The sequence below is a fragment of the Exiguobacterium undae DSM 14481 genome (genome assembly GCF_000620805.1).
Taxonomy (GTDB): Bacteria; Bacillota; Bacilli; order Exiguobacteriales; family Exiguobacteriaceae; genus Exiguobacterium_A; species Exiguobacterium_A undae.
Genome location: NZ_KK211187.1, coordinates 1,555,929 through 1,576,932, shown reverse-complemented (window position 1 = coordinate 1,576,932; position 21,004 = coordinate 1,555,929). Strand labels below are relative to the sequence as shown.

General features: G+C 51.1%; 23 protein-coding genes, 1 pseudogene and 1 riboswitch. Of the genes and pseudogenes, 13 read left to right on the top strand and 11 right to left on the bottom strand.

Translation table 11 applies throughout. The features are described from left to right. From P397_RS0108650 to P397_RS17575, 4 genes and pseudogenes are all read left to right on the top strand, one after another. Window positions 1-714, top strand: a complete 714-nt coding sequence (locus tag P397_RS0108650) for an ATP-binding cassette domain-containing protein (protein WP_028106208.1) — start codon at window positions 1-3, stop codon at window positions 712-714. Window positions 715-728: 14 nt separating this feature from the next. Beyond that, entirely contained in the window at window positions 729-1,406 is a 678-nt protein-coding gene (locus P397_RS0108645; protein ID WP_028106207.1) for an ABC transporter ATP-binding protein, read from the top strand. A gap of 68 nt (window positions 1,407-1,474) precedes the next feature. Next, a complete protein-coding gene (locus P397_RS17580; RefSeq protein ID WP_081776960.1) occupies window positions 1,475-2,317 on the top strand; it encodes an MATE family efflux transporter in 843 nt (280 codons plus the stop codon). A gap of 18 nt (window positions 2,318-2,335) precedes the next feature. After that, a pseudogene (locus P397_RS17575) lies at window positions 2,336-2,791 on the top strand (MATE family efflux transporter); the annotation flags it as partial. 21 nt (window positions 2,792-2,812) lie between these two features. On the opposite strand, the gene P397_RS0108635 reads toward P397_RS17575, so the two are convergent. Continuing rightward, window positions 2,813-3,391, bottom strand: coding sequence for a TetR/AcrR family transcriptional regulator (locus P397_RS0108635; RefSeq protein WP_028106206.1), 579 nt, complete (start codon window positions 3,389-3,391; stop codon window positions 2,813-2,815). Window positions 3,392-3,498: 107 nt separating this feature from the next. Between P397_RS0108635 and P397_RS0108630 the strand changes: the two genes are divergently transcribed. Further along, window positions 3,499-4,026, top strand: a complete 528-nt coding sequence (locus P397_RS0108630; protein ID WP_028106205.1) for a hypothetical protein — start codon at window positions 3,499-3,501, stop codon at window positions 4,024-4,026. 20 nt (window positions 4,027-4,046) lie between these two features. On the opposite strand, the gene P397_RS0108625 is transcribed toward P397_RS0108630, so the two are convergent. Next, window positions 4,047-4,430 carry a hypothetical protein gene (locus tag P397_RS0108625; RefSeq protein ID WP_026832898.1) on the bottom strand — a complete coding sequence of 128 codons (384 nt, stop codon included), beginning with the start codon at window positions 4,428-4,430 and terminating at the stop codon, window positions 4,047-4,049. Window positions 4,431-4,573: 143 nt separating this feature from the next. Here P397_RS0108625 and P397_RS0108620 point away from each other — a divergent pair, with 143 nt between their 5' ends. The 7 genes from P397_RS0108620 to P397_RS0108590 all read left to right on the top strand — a co-directional run bounded on the left by P397_RS0108620 (window position 4,574) and on the right by P397_RS0108590 (window position 8,152). Then, window positions 4,574-4,978 carry a hypothetical protein gene (locus P397_RS0108620; RefSeq protein WP_026832897.1) on the top strand — a complete coding sequence of 135 codons (405 nt, stop codon included), beginning with the start codon at window positions 4,574-4,576 and terminating at the stop codon, window positions 4,976-4,978. A gap of 157 nt (window positions 4,979-5,135) precedes the next feature. Next, complete coding sequence (locus P397_RS0108615; protein WP_026832896.1) at window positions 5,136-5,618, top strand: hypothetical protein; 483 nt, start codon at window positions 5,136-5,138, stop codon at window positions 5,616-5,618. After that, window positions 5,611-6,324 carry a nucleotidyltransferase domain-containing protein gene (locus P397_RS0108610; protein WP_028106204.1) on the top strand — a complete coding sequence of 238 codons (714 nt, stop codon included), beginning with the start codon at window positions 5,611-5,613 and terminating at the stop codon, window positions 6,322-6,324. The genes P397_RS0108615 and P397_RS0108610 overlap by 8 nt, the downstream gene beginning before the upstream one ends. 17 nt (window positions 6,325-6,341) lie before the next feature. Further along, window positions 6,342-6,794 (top strand): GNAT family N-acetyltransferase, encoded by a 453-nt coding sequence (locus tag P397_RS0108605; protein ID WP_028106203.1) that lies wholly within the window; start codon window positions 6,342-6,344, stop codon window positions 6,792-6,794. Further along, window positions 6,791-7,402, top strand: a complete 612-nt coding sequence (locus P397_RS0108600) for a hypothetical protein (protein WP_028106202.1) — start codon at window positions 6,791-6,793, stop codon at window positions 7,400-7,402. Before P397_RS0108605 ends, P397_RS0108600 begins: the two co-directional genes overlap by 4 nt. Before the next feature lie 72 nt (window positions 7,403-7,474). After that, a complete protein-coding gene (locus P397_RS0108595; protein WP_028106201.1) occupies window positions 7,475-7,798 on the top strand; it encodes an antibiotic biosynthesis monooxygenase in 324 nt (107 codons plus the stop codon). A 123-nt stretch (window positions 7,799-7,921) separates the two neighbouring features. Further along, window positions 7,922-8,152 (top strand): hypothetical protein, encoded by a 231-nt coding sequence (locus tag P397_RS0108590; protein ID WP_028106200.1) that lies wholly within the window; start codon window positions 7,922-7,924, stop codon window positions 8,150-8,152. Window position 8,153: 1 nt separating this feature from the next. On the opposite strand, the gene P397_RS0108585 is transcribed toward P397_RS0108590, so the two are convergent. Both P397_RS0108585 and P397_RS0108580 read right to left on the bottom strand, forming a co-directional pair. Next, window positions 8,154-9,377 carry a hypothetical protein gene (locus P397_RS0108585; RefSeq protein ID WP_028106199.1) on the bottom strand — a complete coding sequence of 408 codons (1,224 nt, stop codon included), beginning with the start codon at window positions 9,375-9,377 and terminating at the stop codon, window positions 8,154-8,156. A gap of 2 nt (window positions 9,378-9,379) precedes the next feature. Further along, window positions 9,380-10,621, bottom strand: a complete 1,242-nt coding sequence (locus tag P397_RS0108580; protein ID WP_235183961.1) for a hypothetical protein — start codon at window positions 10,619-10,621, stop codon at window positions 9,380-9,382. Window positions 10,622-10,788: 167 nt separating this feature from the next. On the opposite strand from P397_RS0108580, the gene P397_RS0108575 reads away from it, so the two are divergent. Continuing rightward, a complete protein-coding gene (locus P397_RS0108575) occupies window positions 10,789-11,607 on the top strand; it encodes an alpha/beta fold hydrolase (protein WP_028106197.1) in 819 nt (272 codons plus the stop codon). A 101-nt stretch (window positions 11,608-11,708) separates the two neighbouring features. Here the strand turns inward: P397_RS0108575 and P397_RS0108570 are convergent, their stop codons facing one another. From P397_RS0108570 to P397_RS0108540, 7 genes are all read right to left on the bottom strand, one after another. Continuing rightward, window positions 11,709-12,950 (bottom strand): hypothetical protein, encoded by a 1,242-nt coding sequence (locus P397_RS0108570; protein WP_028106196.1) that lies wholly within the window; start codon window positions 12,948-12,950, stop codon window positions 11,709-11,711. Between the two features lie 146 nt (window positions 12,951-13,096). Beyond that, window positions 13,097-14,137 (bottom strand): NAD(P)/FAD-dependent oxidoreductase, encoded by a 1,041-nt coding sequence (locus P397_RS0108565; RefSeq protein ID WP_028106195.1) that lies wholly within the window; start codon window positions 14,135-14,137, stop codon window positions 13,097-13,099. Between the two features lie 78 nt (window positions 14,138-14,215). After that, a complete protein-coding gene (locus P397_RS0108560) occupies window positions 14,216-14,941 on the bottom strand; it encodes an energy-coupling factor transporter transmembrane component T family protein (protein ID WP_028106194.1) in 726 nt (241 codons plus the stop codon). After that, window positions 14,907-16,466 carry an ABC transporter ATP-binding protein gene (locus tag P397_RS17200; protein ID WP_235183960.1) on the bottom strand — a complete coding sequence of 520 codons (1,560 nt, stop codon included), beginning with the start codon at window positions 16,464-16,466 and terminating at the stop codon, window positions 14,907-14,909. The genes P397_RS0108560 and P397_RS17200 overlap by 35 nt, the downstream gene beginning before the upstream one ends. Then, on the bottom strand, window positions 16,463-17,038 hold the full coding sequence (locus P397_RS0108550) for an ECF transporter S component (RefSeq protein ID WP_028106193.1): 576 nt from the start codon (window positions 17,036-17,038) through the stop codon (window positions 16,463-16,465). The genes P397_RS17200 and P397_RS0108550 overlap by 4 nt, the downstream gene beginning before the upstream one ends. Before the next feature lie 105 nt (window positions 17,039-17,143). Then, window positions 17,144-17,243, bottom strand: a riboswitch (TPP riboswitch). Window positions 17,244-17,335: 92 nt separating this feature from the next. After that, complete coding sequence (locus tag P397_RS0108545) at window positions 17,336-18,013, bottom strand: 50S ribosomal protein L25/general stress protein Ctc (RefSeq protein WP_028106192.1); 678 nt, start codon at window positions 18,011-18,013, stop codon at window positions 17,336-17,338. A gap of 350 nt (window positions 18,014-18,363) precedes the next feature. Next, entirely contained in the window at window positions 18,364-20,994 is a 2,631-nt protein-coding gene (locus P397_RS0108540; RefSeq protein WP_028106191.1) for a DEAD/DEAH box helicase, read from the bottom strand. Window positions 20,995-21,004: the final 10 nt, after the last annotated feature.

The window sequence follows — 21,004 nt, the reverse complement described above, 5'->3', positions numbered from 1 at the left end:
ATGATTCAACTGCATCACGTGACGGTCACGGCACCGACTAAGCCGTTGTTGCATGCCATCACCGTCGATTTTCCGGCCAATCAATTCATCTGTCTGATCGGTGCGAGCGGAAGCGGCAAAACCCTCCTGCTGAAACACTTGCTCGGATTGGTACCGGAAACGCTGTCGGTCGGTGGAACGGTGACGTTTGCAGAAGGGGAGGACTGGGTGCGGGGACGGGAGATCGGCTACATTCCGCAACACTACCAGCAATCCTTTGTCCCGTTTTTGACAATCAAGGAAACGATGCGCGATCTGTGCCGGGCACATCATGTCGCCTACGATAAAGAACAGACGGAATCGTTACTGTGCTCATTCCGTCTCGACATCGACTTACTGGACCGTCTGCCGCATCAACTCAGCGGCGGACAACTCCAACGCATGGCGATCATCCTTGCTGTTTTCCTGAAACCTCGCCTCATTTTAGCCGATGAACTGACGACGGCCCTCGATCCGGTCGCGACCCGGCAACTATTGGACTGGCTCCGCAATTACCAACAACAAACGGCGGCGACGGTCCTATTCGTCACCCACGAACTGACCCATGCCTTACATTATGCGGATACGTTGTATATCATGAAAGAGGGAACCATCATCGATGCCGTCACTCCGGAGACGATTCACGCGAGCCGGCATCCCTATACCCAGGCTTTGTATACTAACAGGCACTTATAAGAGGAGGCATGAAGATGTCCGTATTATTGACGGTCGAGCATGTCTCGGTCCGTTACCGGAATCAACCCGTCCTGACCGATGTCACGTTTGCGCTCTCCGCCGGTCGATCCCTCGGCATCATCGGCGAAAGCGGGAGCGGGAAATCGACGTTAGCCCGGGTGTTATTGCAACTGCAGGCGCAGGACGACGGACAAGTCCTGTTGCTCGGACAACCGTTCTCAACCCGATCGCAGCGGTCCCGACGCCGGCATATTCAAGCCGTTTTTCAACATCCACACGGCTCCTTTAATCCGGATTGGACGATGCGCCGCTCGCTGCTTGAACCGTATCGTCTGCATCAACCGGACTTGAACCATTTCTCAAATGAATCGGAAGAGCGTCTGACAGCCGAATTGCTGGCCGCTGTTGGGCTGGACGACTCCCTGCTCGATCGACTGCCAGCGGCACTTAGCGGCGGTCAATTGCAGCGGATGGCGATCGCCCGGGCGATTTCGATCGAGCCCGCAGTCATCGTTCTGGATGAACCGACGACCGGACTCGATGTGCTCGCCTTGCGTGAGATGATCGATTTGTTGCAGGACTTAAAACAGTCCTTGCAGATGTCTTACGTCTTCATTTCCCATCAGCTCGACTGTGTGATGGCCCTGTGCGACGAAATTCTGGTGCTGCAGGATGGTCGGATCACCGATTAGTTCGATACGATGGAGCAACGGAATCCGAGCCGCCCCGATTACACCAAGGCGTTCATTGAGGCGGCAGCGTGGTGACGGCACCGGTGACGGCCCGGCAGTATGGGGTGCTAGCCTATCCGTTGATCTTGTCGAGTATCCTGACACCGTTGCTTAGCGTCACGGATACGATCGTGATCGGTCAGACGGGAGATGCCGCGGCAATCGGCGGCATCGCGCTTGGCGCCGTCTTCTTTAATACGATTTACTGGCTGTTCGGATTCTTGAAAGTCAGCACGACCGGTTTCAGTGCCCAAGCGAGTGTCCACCACGATGAGACCTCGTTGCAGTTTGCTTTATACCGCCCGGTCCTGCTGGGACTGGTAATCGGTCTGATCTTGATTGTCTGCCGCGCCCCTTTGGCATCTGCCGGATTATACCTGTTAGCCGCACCCGCCTCGTTATTGTCGGACGTCAACACATACATCGATTACCGGATTTACGGTGCGCCGTTCGTCTTGATCGGTTATGCGGTACTCGGTTGGCTGATTGGACAGGGGCAGGTGAAACAGGCTCTGATGATTCAAATCGTGAGTAATATCATCAACATTGTGCTGGACGTCATCTTCGTGGTCGGTCTTGATTACGGTGTTGCCGGCGTCGCCGCTGCGACACTGATCGCCGAAGTCTGTACCGTGTTCTTGGCCTTATCCTTTATTGTCCGGCAACTGATTTGGAAACCGACGTACCGGCACCTGTTATTCCGCCTTCAGGACTACCGGCAGTTTTTTAGCGTCAACGCCGACTTGTTCATCCGAACGATTTTTCTTTTGCTCGTCACCGGCTGGTTCACCCGGACCGGAGCGTCGTTTGGACCGGACATTCTGGCGGCTAATGCGATCCTGTTGCAAATGCAGTATGTCATCGCGTACTAGTTTGGCGGGCTCGGTAGTGCTTCGACGATTCTTGTCGGACGAGCGCGCGGACGCAACGATGAAGCGGGCTATCAACAAAGTGTCCGGCTGACCCGGCAGTTTGGTTTGGCGTCGATTGTCCTCATCATGCTCCTGTTGTTTCTGTTCCAGCAACCTTTTCTCCGCTTGTTTTCGGCTGACCCGGAACTTTTGATTGTCGCCGGTGCCTACTACGGCTGGATTCTCCTGTTCCCGCTGACCGGTGGGTTTGCGATGCTGTATGAAGGGGTGTTCGCCGGACGCGCCCAAGCGAAACCGGTCCGGAACTCGATGATTCAAGGATTCATCACGTTCGCCGTGCTGCTGCTGTCCATCAACTGGATCGGCAATCACGGTGTTTGGCTCGCCTTCATCGGTTTTGGTCTGATGCGTTCCGGATCGCTTCACCTGGCAGAACGCCGCTTACACAAACAACACCCCGTCGTCCACTCCTGAGAGGAGGGCGGCGGGGTGTCGTCATGACTGGAAAATGGTGTTCAGGTGGTGGACAAGAATCGTCTTCAAGCGGTCTTTCGTCAACCGTTCCGGTCGGAATAAGGCATGAAACGCCAGACCATCGATCAATGCCGCCAACCGCTCGGCTTCAAGCCGGACATCGATTCCGTCCCGCAACGTACCTGCCGGCAACCGTTCGAGCAGGACGAGGCACATCCGGAAAATATCATCCGTGCCGGTATCGGTTTTAGAACGATAGGCCGCCATCATGAATTGGAACCACACGCTCATTTCGAGCTGGTATTCTTCTTTGTACGGCAACACTTCCAGTAAAACATCGAGCAAGACTTGCTTCGGCGGACCTCCTTGTTCGAAGATGGTGGTAATCCGTTGTTGCGCCCGTTCCGAGACGAGTTCCATCGAAAAACGGAGCAACTCGTCTTGAGTTGCAAAGTAATGCCGTAACGCACCAAGCGATAAACCGGCTTCCTGGGCAATCTTACGGACGGTCGCTTGTTCAATTCCTTCAGTTGATATGAGACGCCAGGTCGCTTCTGCGATTTGGCGTCGTCTTTTTTCGTGATCGACTTGTTTTGGCATGACGTCAGTATACCATTTTTTTGATACAAATGTATTAAAACGATAGGCAACCGTAGTGGGATGTGGTATTTTTATAATACACCCGTATTAAAAAAGGAGGAATCAATATGAACGGAATTGCATGGGGCATCATCGTGTGTGAAATCATGTTTTGGGTCTTCATCCTTGCCGGACTGATCGTCCGCTATGGCTGGCGGAAACAACGACTCGGACTGCGCCTGATGGCGATGTCGCCGGTCATCGATCTTGTCTTGCTTGTTTTGACCGTTTACGACTTAAGGCAAGGGACGGAAGCGACATGGGCCCATGGTGTCGCCGCCATCTATATTGGCGTCTCACTCGCCTTCGGTAAATCGCTGATTGCGTGGGCGGATCAGACTTACCAACGGTTCATTCTCCGTAAAGACGTCGTCCGCGACGTCCGCTCCAAGGCGCAGCGGGAGCGCGAAGGGTTTGTCCGCCACCTGACGGCATTCATCATTGGAAGTGTGTTGTTGGCCGGGATGATCTTTTGGATTGCCGATTTCAAACAGACTGAAGCCTTGCTGCAAACGGTTCAGATCTGGTTCCTTGTCCTTCTGGTCGACGGACTGATTGCCGTCAGTTATACGATTTTTCCAAAACGCGCCGACTAAAAAAGAACGGAGCTTCCTGTTTAACGATCAACAGTGAAGGTCCGTTCTTTTATCGTATTGCTTTTTACTTGTTTACGTGCGTCGATCGAATCCCGGATATGTATGATGTACCGGCGGCCTTTTTGGTAACCGGAGCGGGGCGGTTTGATCCGCAATTCCTTGCCGTCGATGATTTCAAGCTCCGTCTGCATCCGTTCACCGGTCGAATCCGTGATCGTGACGGTCCGGTTTGAAACTTGGTCCGGTCGCAAGCCTTTTGAAAATTCGATGTCAAACGTATGGTACTTCGAGATCGTCCGAGCACGCGATTTGAAATGGGGTCCGTCCGTCTGCTCGTCAAGCGTACAGTAACAGCCCGTAAAAATTAAACAAATCGTCAGGATAATGGAAAATAACGGTTTCACAATCGGGCTCCTTTCAGCATATTTTTCATTATAAGACAAATAATAGGAGGTTTCAATCGTTCTTGGGACGGATTGTGAAATAACACTTCAAGGCGGGGGGAGGGTGGTGGTATACTCAAACGAGAGAAAGGCAGTGGTATACGATGCAACAACAAGATCAACGCGAAATCATCGTCTCGATTCGGACGAGTTATGATTTCAAAGCGGATGAAGGACGCGCCGTCCGCGTCGTCGAATTTCACGGACGACGGACAACCGTCATCGATACGTTCAAAAAATCAACACCGAAGCGGATGATTCTTCTCGAGATGATCCGTGCCGTCCAGTCGTTTAAGGAACCGTTCCATATCATCTTCAACGTCGAGTGCAACTTCGGTTTCAAGTACCTCAATGATGAGCGTCAATGGGAGAACCGTGATCTCGGAAATACGTTTAACGAGCTGATCCAAGCGGGTGGACATACGATCGAACTCCGTGATTGTTCGTTTTACGAAGGTGGCAAGGATCTTCAGAAGTGGCTACTCAACATCTTAAAAAAAGCCAACTAAGCACGACTAAACAGATGACGCCCGCGTGGCGGGCATCTGTTTTTTGTTGCCCTCTCCCGCCCTTTGCTAATATGTGGTAAATTGAGAGAGTAAAAGTACCGAAAGTATATCTTTCTATTTATTTCAACTATCGAATATTTTATAAAGAGGTGTAATTATGAATAAAGAAGATCATCAACTGGCCCGTAAGCTTGTCTCGACCTACTTAACAGGAACGCAAATTGCCACTGTCCACTTGACAGGCTTCACAAGCATCGAATTGATTAATCTATATGATGCGACGATTCCCGACATCTCCATCCGGATTGAAACCGACCGTCTGTATTACGGTGACGTCGAATCGACGAAGGACTGGGTTGTCCGACATATGCCAAAAGAAGAGATGTTGCAACTGATTGTAAGATTACATACTGAACGCATCATCGCCGTCCGTATCGGCAAGGCCGCACCGCACCTGTTCCTGACGTTCAGCTCCGGTAAAACACTCGTCATCAACGGTTCTGACACTTATTACGAATCATGGACGATCGACATGAAGTTACCGCAGGAAGGACTCGTCTCAATCGTTGCTGTGCCGGGGGACGAACTGGCGGTCTTCGCTTCGGATCACACGATGCTGTTGGATCAAACCCATGAGTGACCGGTTGCAAGAAGCGCTCTTGGCGGCACGCGCCGTCATCGCGACGCGTTATCCGAACTGTGACGCGGCAGTGCTCGCCGGCAGTTTTGTCCGCGGTCAAGCTACCGCCACATCGGATTTGGATCTTGTCATCATCGATGAGACGGTCCCGTCCTCGTACCGGGAATCGTTTATCGCGGACGGTTATCCCGTCGAAGCCTTTATCCATTCCAGTACGACGGTGCTGGCCTTCTTTCAGCAGGACAAAAAACGGGGACGCCCGTCGATGCAACGGATGATGGCGGAAGGGACAATCCTTCGGGATCATCCTGTCCTGACGACACTGAAACATCAGGCAGAGACAGAGCTGCTGGCTGGTCCACCGGTATTTTCAGCTAATGAAGCCAATTTGGCCCGTTATTTTCTGACGGATTTACTGGATGACTTCATCGGCGTAACAGACCGGACGGAAGGACTCGGGATTGCGGCCCGTTTACTGGAACAAGCAACGCAGTTTTATCTGCGGGCACATGGTCACTGGACCGGACAAGGGAAATGGCTGATCCGGAGCCTCGCGGCCGTCGATCCGTCTGAAGCGGATCAGCTGACGACTGCATTTGAAGACTATTTCCGACTCGATCAAAAACAAGCCGTCATCCGGCTCGTCGAACGCTGGCTGGAACAACACGGCGGCCGTTACTTTGATGGCTTTTCAATCGGAAAATGAGAAGGGGGGAGACGCGGATGCTGACCATTCAGGAAGGGACGGAAGAATCCGGTCCCTACAAAGCATTTCTTCAAGAAAAAATCCGCACGTACAATGACGAACATTCTCCGCACCATGCCGAAAAACGCCGTACTGGGGTTCGTCCCGTTCATGTGATGGTACTTGATGACGAGCAGATCGTCGGAGGTATTTACGGCGAAATCTATTGGGGGTGGCTCGAGGTGGAGTTTCTTTATCTCCCGGACAACTTACGCGCACAAGGTCTCGGCAGCCAACTGTTGCACCGGATTGAACAGCTGGCCCGTCAATCAGGGGTTAAACGGGTGCTTGTAACGACCTTTTCTTTTCAGGCCTACGCCTTTTATCAAAAACACGGATACGAGACGACCGGTGTGATTCCCGACTATCCACCGGGTTCTGCGCAGTACACACTCGTCAAACACTTTGTTCCGTCTTCCGGTTCGGCATGAAACAACGAATTGGGTTATTCTTCGCCATCACCTGTCTCGTCGGTTTGCTGATCTCACCATTGAAACAGACGGCGCAGCCCGACGCTTACGGTGTGACCCCTCAAACGCTGGTCGACGTCATGAAGCAGCAACCGGAAACGATTCCGTTCTCAACCAAACAAGTTTACTGGATCGAACCGCTCGGTGACAGGCACACGATCGCCTTCGTCAAGACGGCAAAAGTGCAGTTTTTACTTGTTTTAAAACAAACGGATTCGACCTATCGTGTCGTCCATCTGATCCGTCAAGCACCGCAACCGGCCGACTGGTTTGAGGGACGGTTGCTGGAAGCGGATCAAAAACGGTATCTTGTCGCCTATGGTGAAAATCCGTCACAGACGATGCAGCAATTAACGTTTGATCCGTATAAAGTTACGTCAAGCGGTGAACGGGAGCAGACGTTGCCGCTCACAGGCATCAAGCGGACATTTGACATCAACCGGAAAGATCATTTCCATACGATTCAACCGTTGCCGGAAGCTTTTCCGCGGTCGTTGTTTTTTGACATCCATGCCGTCGATGCGGATGGGCACGAACAAGTACGCCGCTTGTCGAATACGCTCGATTAAAGACGTCCGGGTGGGAGGAGAACTGGCCGATCCGTTATACTGAAAGCAATCGTGAAAAAGGGGGACGTTATGATGTGGATTGTGATGAATCAATTACGGGTGCAAAACGGGAAAGCCGATCAAGTCGCGGCACGTTTTCAGACAACAAAAGGGATTGAACAGATGGAAGGGTTCGTCCGGATGCAGGTATTGGTCGACCTCAGTCAAGAGGAACACGATGTCGTCACGATTATGACGACGTGGGAGAAACAGGAGCACTTCCATGCCTGGCAAGCCAGTCAGGCGTATAAAGGGGTTCATAAAAAACGGGACGAGGGGACATCGGAAGTCAAGCCGCTGGTTCTGTCAAACGCCGTCACGGAATATGCCGTCGTCGCCGACCACACGCATGCCTGAATCGAAAAAGCGAGACCATTCTTCGGAAATTTTCCGGAAGAGGGTCTCGCTTTTTTCATCATGGAATGGGATCATCTTAAACCGGGTAAAGATGAAAAACTAACCGATACGGGGTGGCGGAAGATGGCGACACGAAAAGGAATCGTTTCGAGTTTAACGGTCTTGTTCGGCATGATTTTCATCATCGGTTTTTTCTTGTCCGGCGCGTTTGTCTATCTGTACTTTTTTGCATTGCTGATTGCCTGTGCGTCCTTTTTACAGGAACGGCTGACCCGCAAAGAGTGGTTGCACGAAGGCATCGCCTTCATTTTGTTTTGCGGGGTCATTTATGCTGTGGAACATCTGGTGTTTTAAGTCATTTGATGTGATAGGTCTCCAGTAACAAGTCACGTCCGGCAGCAGACAGCTTAAAACTGATCTTCCGGTGAACATCTTCGAGATAGACATCGGTTTTCTTGACTCGCCGGTCGAGATAAATCTTAAACTGTTGCGCCTTCCCCTTGTTCAGTAACGTCAAATACTGCCGCTCGGCCAATCGTCCTTTCCGCTCCGTCTCTTCACTGTCCTCAATCAACCGGACCAACTGTTTTGATTCTTCGAGTGATGTCTCGATATAACCCTCGAGCGGGAAGGGATCTGCTTGATTGAGACCTCCGTCGGTTTCAAATTTCAGCTTTCCGAATGGTCGGTCATGGAAAATGGCGAAACGCGGTAAGGAATAGTCCGCATCGTAAAGATCGTCCGGCGGTATGTCCAGACCAGAGGGGAGTTGTTGTTCCCGCTTAACCGTCAGCTTGTAGCGGGTCGCCTTTCCGGTTTTTTCTTTGACCGTGACCGTACCGTAAGTGCCGTCTGCATGTGGCGCCTCCTCGAAGTCAATCGTACTTCGCTCCTTGGATGAATGGAACGTGGCTTGATACCGTTGTTGACCCAGCAGATTCAACTGGACTTCAAACGGTTCTCGCATTTGGATATTCGATTCGAGGAAAATCGGGACGGTCCCGACAAACGGTGTCAGCTCCATGATGTTCGTGACGACCGTCTGTTTGGTTTGTTCATTCGTTGCCCGTGCGACGAGATAACCGGTGGTCGGTAAGGATAATTGTCTCGCAGACGTCATCAGTGAATTGCGGAAGGAACTGATACTTTTTTTAAAATCAGAAGACAATGGTTGAAACGTGATGTCTTTTTCAGGTTTTAACAGTTTACTTGATGGAAATCGATCCTGTTCTGGAGTTAACTTGTGATACCCCGGTTTTGACACATAATCGTGGCAATACAAGAAGCGATCCTGTTTCGTTTTTAAATAGACGGCTTGCTCACCCATCGATTCCGGAAACTGGCTGACGAGATTAACGAAATATTGTTTGCCGACTACATAATCCTTCGGGGGAGCGATCCGTTTTGTCGCACACACCTGTTTGATGAGGACACCAAGCATCGGATCATCCTCCTTGAGGTCTGTCAGGTTCAACGTGTCGTAGACTTCCGGTAAGTAAGTGTACTCGATTGGTTTTGCGTCCGGACTACATCCGCTTAACAAGACGGCTCCAATCACTACAGGAATCAGTTGACGCATCATCATTCCTCCACTTCGGTCAGGAGATTGGCTGCAACTTCGCCGGACAGTTTGGCTGCTTTTTTCGTTCGGATGTCTTTCAGGTAGACATCTGTTTTATTTGCCCGCGCTTTGAGGTATACGTCAAACGTCTGGAGCTTACCGCTTTGAATCAATGTCAAGTAGCGGACATCTGCCCGGTTGCCTTGAGGTGTTTCGAGCGTGACCTCTTTTAATTCGTCCGCCACTTGTTTGGCCAGTTTGTCAGACAACAAGGACAACTGGCGGAAGTCGGCTTCACGTAACGCCGTATCGTTCGGATGAAGGAAGCCCTGAATTTTTTTATTGTCCTCTCCGATGCCGTTAAATCCATGGATCGGAATATCTTTGACGTCGGTCTCGTAACGAAGGGAAATCGTTTTTGTGACTGGTTGTTCTGCGTCTGTTGAACGAAATGTCAGATACGGGATTGTCTTGTCTGCCGGCAAGGTGTCCGGCAAGGGGTGATAGGTCAGCTTGACCGGTCGTTTGCCGAGATTCCTTAAAACATCACGTTGATTGAGATACTGATCCCCCTTGAACTGCAGGGTAAAGGTCGTCGACGGCAAACCATCCGTCGTCTTTTCAAGCGACAGTTCAAACTCTGAGTAGGTAAAGGAAGCCGGCAGGCCGAAAATTGTCTCCTTTTGCCCGTCCTCTTCCTCGATGAACAACAGTTGACCCTTTGACGGGAGCTCTACCGATACACGCTGAACTTGATTCGAGACGTCCACAACTTCTTGTTTACGCTTCGTTGCCTTATCGGATGTTTGAACTTTTAAGGTCGGCGCTGTAATCGGTGTACGGTCTTGACCGGATGTTTGCTTCAGCCACGGATGATCCGCTTGTTTAATCGGGTGAGCCGACAGGCGGAATGTCTTCTGTGAACGGCAGGTCAGATAAAACTGATTCCCTTGCGCGATATACTGCAGTTCAATCGGACTTGTGTAGGTCCCGATGTTTTGCAGGGAAAAATAGAGTCCATATGTATCGAGTGTCCGGTATTGTTTGGGCATCTTCACGACATTTTTTGTATCTTGGCACGTTTGAAGCAATCGGGCAGATTGTTTTTTCGGCACCGGTTCAAAGGAACCGTTCGAAAAATTGATGGCTTCCCAATAATCCGGTAATGGTTTTAGCTGCAATAAGCGTTCTGATCCGCATCCTGTCAGGAACAGACTGCTGACAAGACTGATGCTGAGTACCTGTCTTTTGATGATCCTCACCTCTTCATTCTTTTAACAATATTTTACCATGTATGTCTCATTTTATTTCCAGTAAAATTCAAAATTGAAAATCTTTTAATATTAAGATGTTAGTTTTCTGCATCAATGGGGTATCTTCTAATTGTGCACGAAAACAACACTATTAATTCAATGGGGGTTTTTCAGAAATGGGTACATTTATTCAAGCAGTCGATGGAACGAAGATTTATGTAGAAGATATCGGATCAGGACAACCGGTTGTTCTATTACACGGATGGCCAGCAAACAATAATATGTTCGAGTATCAGAAAAACCGCCTTCTTGAAGAAGGATACCGCTATATCGGCGTTGATTACCGGGGCTACGGAAAATCAGACGCACCAGCCAGCGGATATGATTACACAACGATGGCTTCCGACATCAACCAAGTCATCGAACAATTGCAGTTGACGAACGTCACCTTGCTCGGCTTCTCCATGGGCGGCGGCATCGCCTTGAAGTATCTCTTGAACCACGGCGAGTCAAAAGTCTCGAAACTGGTTCTCGCAGGAGCGGCAGCACCGGTCTTCACACAACGCGACGGTTACCCGTACGGGATGACAAAAGACGAAGTCGATGCATTGATCGAGGACACGAAACAAGATCGCCCGTCGATGCTGAAAGGATTTGGGGAAATCTTCTTTGCGAAAGAACATCCGGAGCCGCTTCAACAATGGTTCCATAACTTGAGTGTCGTCGCTTCGTCTCACGGAACGATCCAATCGGCGATTGCCTTACGTGATGAAGATTTACGCGACGGTCTGCCGAAGATTACGGTGGACACGCTCATCATGCACGGTAAAAAAGACCAAGTCTGCCCGTTTGAATTCGCGGAAGTCATGCACGAAAACATCTCGGGTTCACGTCTCGAAGTATTCGAAGAGAGCGGACACGGGATGTTCCTCGACGAACGTGAAAAATTCACGGAAACACTGGTTTCATACGTCAAATCAAGCCAAACGGTCTAACTGTAAAAGACACGTAACCCCATCTGCTTTTCCTCCGGGAGAAGCAGATGGGGTTTTTGAGTGGTCCTATCATTACTAGTGGAGCGGGAAGCCGCTCAGCATCACTGTTCTTCTAACTGTTCAATGACTTGCCGCGCCACATCACCGGACAGCTTGGCACTTTTTTTCGTCCGCTGCTCTTGCAAGTAAAGATCCGTCTTGTTGGCGCGTTTTTTAACGTAGACTTTAAAGGTTTGAGTGTTGCCGTCTTCAAGCAACGTCATATACGAGAACGGTGTATTTGCTCCTTGCGGTTCTTCCGGTGTGACAGCTTTCAACTCTTTGGCAATCGCTCGGGACAGCTGATTTTGCAGGGTGACCATCTCGGACCGTTTCGCTTTTTCAAACGATGTCATCGTCGGATGGAAGTAGGCCGTCATCCCCTGTGTCGGCTCATCTTCGATTTGGTATTCCTTGACCGGACGATAGACCGGCTGATAACGTATCGAGAGTGTCTTTTCTTCTACCATCTGTTGCTCTCCTTTTATCTGGAGCGTCACGAACGGAATCGTTTGATTCACTGGTAAGGTTTTCGGCAAAGGATATTGCTTCATGCGGATCAGATCAGATTTGTATGCCGTCATGATTTGCCGGTCCATGATTTCCCAATCGTAGCGTGAAAAGGTCAACGAACGGGATGTCGAGCCGTCGGCATGTCGGCGGCTCACCAGGTAAAACTCCGCTTGTTGGTGAAGGGACGACATCGGAATATTTCGAATGATATGTTCTTTGCCGGATTCGGTCATGACAAACAACAATTGTCCTGAAACAGGCATTTGAAGACCGTAAAACGGCTTCAAGTCACGCGCAAATTCATTTTCTGCCGTCGTGTCCCGATTAGCGGAGACATGCCGGTGCTGTTGTTCCTTCGTCAGCGGAATGAGAGCGGGCGCTTTCATCGGGACGCGGTCCGGCCCCTTTGTTAAGCGGACCCATGGATGATCCGCCGCTTTCACCCGGTGGACACGTAATTCATGTGTTTTGGACGAACGACAGGAGACATACAGCTGCTGACCTTGTGCAAGATAGACCACCTCGATCGGAGTCGGTTGAAACTCTAAATCATTCAATGAAAAAAACATGCCGAATGTCTCTAATGTCCGGTATGACTTCGGAAGGGGAACCGTTTTTTCCTCCATACACGTCCGCAACAATTGTTTCTTTTGTTCCACGTTAACCTCATCTTCTATGTATTCACCGGAAGCAAATGCATGCGCCGTCCAATAGGCAGGGACCGGTTCCAGTTGAAGCAACCGTTCTTGTCCGCAGCCGGTCAAAATAAGACTGGAGACAAGAGACGCCATCAGTAAGCCTTTTTTAATGACAATTCCTCCTCTGTTTTTCATATCCATCATATTACCATATCAGACCTGTATAAAAATGGTTATTTTTTTGAACAAGGCGTCAACACAGACAAAAAAACCAATCACGGACATCCGTGATTGGTGGATTAATTCGTATAGTTGCGGATAAACCGGCAGTCAATCCATTGTTTGAGGCACCAGCTGAGATGGTTGGTCTGATGGTGCCGCCCGTACAGCAATGTCGCCTGTTTACCGCCGAGGGCCAGGATCGTCAAATAACGCCGTTGTGGCCGAAACGTCACCAGACGCTCTTGATTCACGAACCGAAGCAGGTTTGTCAATAAAACCGGTGCCTGACGAACGGCCGTCACCCCGTTTTTCGGTGTGTCCGGATACGCGGTCAGCGTCGCACAGTCACCGACGGCAAAGATTGACGGATCCTCCAGTGCCTGCAACGTCTCATGAACGAGTAGGAAACCACGCGCGTCACAGTACAAATCCGATTCTTGAAACAGATTGCTCGCACGGGCACCGCCTAAAAATAACAGGGCATCCGTCTCGAGCGACTGACCGGATTGTAACCATGCCGTTTGACCTTCCAGCGTGTCAAACCGATCGACGATTCGTTTGACCCCCAGTTGATCGAGCCGTTTCGCAATTTTTGGACCAGCCGGATGACCCGCGAGCAACGGTTCCTCGTGAATCAGCGTCACCGGACTGCCGGCGGACCGAAAAGACGCCGCCATCTCGACTGCGGCTGCGCCACTGCCGACGATGACAGGGGAAACGGCATTCCTAAACACCTCGAGCGCTTGATCAATCCGGTAATTCGGTTTTATCGTCACACGCGGTGCACCGGCAATCTCCCAGTCGCGCGAACCGATGTTACACGATACGATGTCATACGACAGGATTTGTCCGGACTGGCATACCACCTGTTTATTCGCCGCGTCAATTCGAATAACCCGGTCCTCGATCCACGTCTTCCCGTGGCGCTCACACAACGCTTTGACATCGACCCGGGTCTCATCGAGCGTATAGGTCCCGTCCGCCAACCCCGAGAACATCCCGGAATAATATTGATAGCGTGAAGGATTAATGACGATCCAGTTGACATCCGGATGACTGCCTTGTTTAATACATTCTAAATGTGCATGACCCGCACCTACTAAAATGATTCGTGTCACGACGTTCACCTCCTTTTTTGATTTCTTTACACCTGAGATGGTATTTCCCTGATGTAGCAGGAAGTAATCTTGTGCCGGTCAGACAAAAAGACGAAGCGACGTCGCGATGCTGCTGACGAGACCAAAAAACAACAGATCGAAGCGGGTGACGATCGGTCGGACATAATACGTCCGGTTCGTTTGGAACTGTCGCGCTTCCATCGCAATCGCAATCTGCTCCGACCGGATGATGCTCGTCGTAAAGAGCGGCAAGCTGATGGCAAAAAACGTTTGCCACGGCCAGATCGACCGTTGCCGGCGGACACGTCGGGCTTGACGAATGGTCCGGATCGCTTGCCGAAAGATCGGAATAAAGCGAAGGCCGGCTAAAAAACCGTAGGCCAGACGGACCGGCAGGCGGCACTGATGAATCAGGCTCATGACGAACCGTGTCGGATCGGTCGTCGCAACGAACGTCAAGCTCAAGAAGACAAACGCAAGCATCCGGGTCGCAATCAACCAGGCGTGATCGAGACTTTCTTCCGTAATCCGAAACCAGCCGAACGTCCAAAGTTCGGCGCTGCCTTTGCCAAATGCCGCCATCATCCAAAACGTCAACAAAAACAAGACACCATAGGGAACCAAGCGCAGAAGGAGCATCGGCAAACGCCAACCGGAACTGCAGACCCCGACGGCAGCAAGTACCGTTAAAGCAAACGTCACCTGCAGACTCGACGTCGTAATCAGCAACACCATCACATAGAGGAGCATTCCGAGCTTGACCGCCGGATTAATACGCGCGAGCGGTGTGTCGTTTTCCTGCACGGTGTTTCACCTCCTCGAGTTGTTGATACAGAAACGATACCGGACGAAACAGTTGATTTTGTTCCAAAAGTGCTTCTTCCTGAAACAACTCCAGCGGCGTCCCGTCAAACTGGACCCGTTCCTCGCCGATGACGACGACACGGTCGGCGTAACGGTGGACCAGCTCCATGTCGTGCGTCACCATGATCACGGTCGTTCCTGCCTCCCGGGCTTGATGCAACACGTCGATGATATGTGCCGTCGTCTCCGCGTCTTGTCCAAAGGTCGGTTCATCGAGCAACAAAACAGCTTTTCGTTCCAGTAACATCGTTGCGACACTCAACCGTCTTTTTTGTCCGAGACTGAGCGCGAGGGGAGACTGATCCGCGACATCGGTCAGTCGATAGTGACGCAAGGCCGTCTGGACCCGTTCCGGATCAAAGGTAGCACAGCTGATGGCAAGTTCGTCCGTGACCGTCTGTTTAAGAAACTGGAAGTCCGGTTGTTGAAAAACAAAGCCGACTTGTTGGTAATACGTCCGGTCCGACCATTTTCGAAGCGGGGTGTCGAATAAGCGGATATCGCCTTGGGACGGGAGCAATTTCGCCAGTGTCTCAAGGACCGTGCTTTTTCCAGCCCCGTTGCGTCCGACGAGCATGATCCATTGACCGGAAAAGGTCGTCCATGAAAAATCGTTAAGAATCGTCCGTTTCCCTCGTTTGACACGGACCCGCGTCAGCTCAAATGTCCGCTCCGTTCCAACCGCTCGACGTTCAACCGGACGTTTCTTCAGATGACAGGCTTGTCCGGACAGTTCCGGTAAGGTCTCCAGTCCGTAAGGATAGAGGAGCGGCATCGCAATGCCAAGCGCCGTCATCACATCCCGCTGTTGATGAAACACGTCATATGGCGTGTCATCAAGCAACAAGCGACCGCTTTCAAAGACAAGTACCCGGTCGGCAAACGTCACGCACTGATCGATCTGATGTTCGATCAGAACGAGCGTCAAGTCAGGATCACGGTGCAATTCTTCAATCAGGTGCATCATCGTCCGTTGACCACTCGGGTCGAGTTGTGCCGTCGGTTCGTCCAGTAATAAGATATCCGGTTCAAGGGCGAGGACACAGGCCAACGCGAGCCGTTGCTTCATCCCGCCGGACAATTCGGCAATCGGTGTCGTCAAGGCAAGATCAAGTCCGACCCGCGCCAGCAGCAACGGGATGCGTTCCTCCATCTCACTGCGGGCAATCTGCCGATTCTCGAGACTAAAGGCGATTTCCGCTCCGACCGTCTGCATACAAAACTGATCGTCCGGCTGTTGGAACAAAATCCCGACCGTTCCCTCGGTCGACCAGTGACCGGTGACATCTGCTTCAATCGTGTCCGGCAACAGACCGGCAAGAACGTGTAAAAAGGTCGTCTTGCCGCTGCCGCTTGGACCGACGAGCAAGGTCGTTTCTCCTTTTTGAATCGTGATCGACAAGTCGTGTAAGACCGGAGAATCCTGATCTGGATAACGGACGGACAGGTGCGCGCACTGCATCATGCGGCACGCTGCTTTCGTTGCCGTCCGATCGCATAACCGTTCAGTGTCCCGGTTTTAACGAGCGCGTCGACGATTATTTTGGCGAGCAATCCGCCGAGCAATGCTCCGCTGACGAGTTGCAGGGAAAACGTCAACAGCAGTGTTGTCGTCGTATAATAGGCAAATCCATTCACGATGAGGCTGTAGACCATACTTCCGACGGCGGCAAAAACACCGGACAACATCAAGGTGAACGTATTAAACGTCCGGTAGCCGAACACGGCAAAGGCGATCTCGGCTCCGATTCCCTGTGCAAATCCAATCAACAGTGCCGATAAGCCGAAGTGACTCCCTGTAAACAATTCGACGGCAGCAGCGACGACTTCTGCAATCAATGCTGCGCCCGGTTTTTGAATGATGTAGGCGACAAGGGGACTGGCGATGACCCAGATGCCGAACATCCAGTTTGCTCCGACCGGTCCGAAGATGGCCGAGATCGGCAACCATAACGTCGACCATCCTAAGTAGAGAACACCACAAGCCACGGCGAGCATCATCATGACGATGATTTCTTTCATTTTCCAACTGTTCATAATCACTTCTCCTTTGAATGCACACCCACGAAGAAACCACAAAAAAGACCGCCCTCTATGAAAAGAGAGCGGTCGTGTCACCTGCAGGGTGCAGAAAAAGAGCACGAGGATTCCGCTCCACTTTCCTACGCTAGTATGAACTAGATCAGGTTCAAAGGGTCCGAAGTAAATCGTCTCAGCCGAGTGGGCTCCCCTAGTGGATGTGTCAATGATGTATACCTTCTTCACTGTACGGCTGTCGCCGTGACTTGTCAATATGCATAAAAAAAACCTCCCACGAGGGGAGGGGAGAAAAGATTACTCTTTATCTTCTTTGTTTTCTTCAGCTTGCTCTTCAGACGTTTGTTCTGAATCGTCTGTCGTTGTATCCGCATCAGCTGCTTGTGCCTCAGCTTCTGCTTCTTCGATTTCTTCAAGTTCAGCTTCCAGTGTCGATTCAACGACCGCTGCAATTTGAATGTCACCTTCAGTGACGACACGGAAATCTTTTTCTTCCGGAAGATCAGCGACTGTAATTGAATCTCCGATTGCAAGTTCCGTTACATCCACTTCGATGCGTTCCGGTAATTTATCTGGTGTTGCGGCAACTGTTACTTTAAAGAGTGTTTGTGAAAGGAATCCGCCAAGTTTCGCGCCAGCTGCTTCGCCGACGAGGACGATATCCGTCTCGACTTCTGTTTCTTCATCCATTTTAACAGCGATGAATTCAACGTGTTTGATTGTTGGTGTAAAGATGTCCATATCGAGCTTATTGATCAACGTGTTGACCTTTTTACCGCCGATTTGGAGAGCGACCAAGACGTTTTCGCCGTGTTCGCGGACAACTTTGACCAATTCTTTTTCGTCGAATGAAATCGGTGTGCTTTCCACTTTGTAACCATACACGACACCAAGAGCTTTTCCTTCATGACGTAATTGCTTTCTAAGTGAGCGTGGGCGTACTTCGCGTTCTTCTACTTTTAATGTTACTGACATGTTCATTTCCCCCTTGAATTTGGTATAGCCCTCAAAAGGTAATGAATGTAGGAGTGGAACAACAGGTTCCAACAGAAATTCATGCGGTAAATGCTAGTTCAACTGGATTTCATTCAGAAATGAAAAACGAAGTGAGTAAGTAGCATTTCTCTCCCAGGTCATTACGCTGATATTGAGAAACAATAATTGAAAAGCGACCGTGTTGTACGGTGCTAATGTAGATATACCCCTGTCTTTCAAAACTTAAAACCTTTTTTTCTAAATTTGATTGTCGAAAGACCTTCAAACCTGTTGATAGACAAGCGATTGAAGGCCCTTCATTTTTTTAAGAGTTTCTTTGATTTGTATGATTAATCACCTGCCGAATCAACAAAAGAGGGGGAATCGAGCAGACGGACGAGTTCGCGAATCGTTAAAACATCCGGTTTCTGATCCGATAGGACGGCATCAATCATCGTCGCTTTACGATCTTGTAATTCCGCCATCTTTTCCTCGATCGTCCCGGTCATCAACAGCTTGATCACTTCGACCGGCGACTCTTGCCCCAATCGATGGGCCCGGTCAGCCGCTTGTTGCTCGACGGCCGGATTCCACCAACTGTCGTATAAAATGACGGTATCTGCCGTCGCCAGATTCAGACCGGTCCCGCCGGCCTTCAAGGAAATCAGGAAGAGATCGACTTCACCGGCATTAAACCGGTCACACAGTGCGACCCGGTCTTCAACCGGTGTCTCACCCGTCAGTAGAAAGTGGGCACGTTGTCGTGCTGCCAGTCGTTCCCGAATCCGGGTCAGCATCTTCGTATACTGGGAAAAAATCAGGATCCGGTGTCCGGCGGCTAATTTTTCCTCGATTAACGTCAGCAGACGTTCGAGCTTTGTCGATTCGCCTGTATAATCTTCGACAAACAACGCCGGATCACAGCAAATCTGCCGTAAGCGGGTCAAACCGGCGAGCAACTTGATCCGGTCTTCACGTTTCGTTTCATCCAAATGACGCAACGTCTCCAGTTGCAGTTTAGATAAGTAGGAGGCATAAAGCTTTTTCTGTGTCGGGCCAAGGTCTGTATAGTGATGGACAATCTGCTTCTTCGGTAAATCCTGCAACACCTCATCTTTGGTCCGCCGCATCAGAAACGGACGGATGAATCGTTTGATCTCGTCATGCGACCACGTTTGAAACGTCTGTAAGTCCGGCAGCAAGGAGGGGAAGATGACCCGGAAAATCGACCAGAGATCATCGGTCCGGTTTTCAAGCGGCGTTCCGGTCAAGGCAAACCGACGTTTCGCCCGAATCCGGCGCAAGCGGACAGCGGTTTGTGACGCCGGACTCTTCAGATGTTGTGCCTCATCAAAAATGACGACGTCGTATTCGACGGTCTGGTGTGCCTCCATGTCGGCTCGTAACGAGGGGTAGGAAATCAGAAAAATCCCGTCCGCTGGTACTGTCTCGATTTGGTCCAAGCGGTGCTTTCGCGCTCCGGTCAACAGATGGACCGTTCTCGTCGGGGCAAATCGCGTGAGTTCCGCCTGCCAGTTATGGAGCAGGGAGGCCGGGGCGACAATTAAGACCCGTCCCGGCGGCAGCGTCTCGAGATACCCAATCGCCTGAATCGTTTTCCCGAGCCCCATCTCATCCGCTAAAATCCCGTGCCCGTCATGTCCGGCGAGATTCGCCATGAACTGGATCCCTGCCCGCTGATATGGATACAAGTGGCGGTCGAGTACTTCCGGGAAGTTCAGGTAGACACCCGTTCCGTTTTTCAGCTCGAGCCACCGTTCTGTTAATTGTTTATGGACATGCAAGAAGGAGGCACCGACCAGGTGTTTGAGGTTCGGCAGAGCCGGCGCGCGCAACACCGCTTCAAGTTGATCCTGCTCTGCTGCTTCGAGTTGCCGAAAGACGCGTTGTAACTGTTCAAACGCCCGGGTCTCAAACGAGACAAACTGACCGTTCTTTAACCGGTGATACGTTTTCCGGGTGACAAGCGACTGCAAGACCTGTTTCAGTTCCATTTCCGGAATCCCGTCCATGGAAAAGCGGAAGGTTAACCAATCCAGGCGGTCCGTCGTGTCGACATCGATCCGCGGATGGAATGGTCCGTTCGGTAAGGATTGGCGGATACTTTCCGTCACTTGAACGACGAGTTCACCGTAAACGACACGGGGATCGAGCAAACCTTTCAGAAATTGATATTCCGCCGCTTCTTCCTCTAACCGGTAGCGACCGTTCCGCTCCAGGAAACCACTCTCCGTCACGTAGCGGAGGACGGCCCCTTCGAGCGACACATCGCGCCCCAGCCAATCTGTCTCTTGCAACGGATTAATCCGAACCCCTTGATAGCTAAACGTCACAAGCAGTTCAAGTCCAGCAGCTTCCCGGTCCAGCGCCAGCTCGACCGTCGGCGGACCGCTGACGAGCCGTTGTTTGAGCGGGGGACTGAGCCAGACGTCGGCCAGATTCCGTAAGTGGTCACGCCTTTGTAAAAGTCGGTCAAAATACATCGGACTGATGATAAAACGTTGTTGCGCCGTGATGCTTTCCATCACAATCGCCGAACCGCTGACATCAAACCTGATTTTCGCCCGTTCCGTTTTGCGTAATGTGTGCAAATAAGCCGTCACCGCGGCATCTTCGGTCTGCCGCGTCGTCGCAAACGGACGGATCAATGATTGCTTTCCGCCAGGAGTGCCGTAGACTTGCACATGATGCATCGCTAACAGCACGGCAACGATATGTCCGCAAAACGATTGATCCATCGCAAGTGACGGACAGTTGCAGCCGGCATCCACGCCGTGTTCCTTGACGCGGACGGTAACGGTGAACAGGTCTTCGCCTTGAACGGCGGCTTCGACGAGCAAGTCCCCGGATTGGTAGTTTCGCAGCGTGACTTTTTTAGCGGCGACATACCGTTTGCCGCGACGGAAAGCATAGGTATCCGACATTTGTTTGATTTTTCGTTCACTTAGTCCATAATTCATCCCGTTGCTC